Consider the following 223-nt stretch of genomic DNA (forward strand, 5'->3'; position numbering starts at 1 on the left):
CCCCTTATGAGCAGCACGAGCAGCAGCCACACCATAACGAGTCGCAAGCACACGATCGAACGCCGTCGGCGTACCACCACGCTGAATATGACCCAAAACCATCGTCCGCACATCATGGCCTAGGCGCTTATGAATCTCGTCACCAATCACCTGGCCGATACCATTGAAGGTCTTATGCCCAAACTCGTCCTCTTCCCCCTCCTTGAAATCCATCGTCCCCTCC

At 55.6% G+C, this 223-nt stretch carries 1 protein-coding gene; it reads right to left on the minus strand.

The annotated features are described in order from the left end of the window. A partial coding sequence (locus HMPREF3044_RS07615; protein ID WP_210400535.1) for a 6-phosphofructokinase occupies positions 1-223 on the minus strand: 223 nt, incomplete at both ends.

It is taken from the genome of Corynebacterium sp. HMSC073D01 (genome assembly GCF_001815555.1).
GTDB classification, from domain to species: Bacteria; Actinomycetota; Actinomycetes; order Mycobacteriales; family Mycobacteriaceae; genus Corynebacterium; species Corynebacterium glucuronolyticum.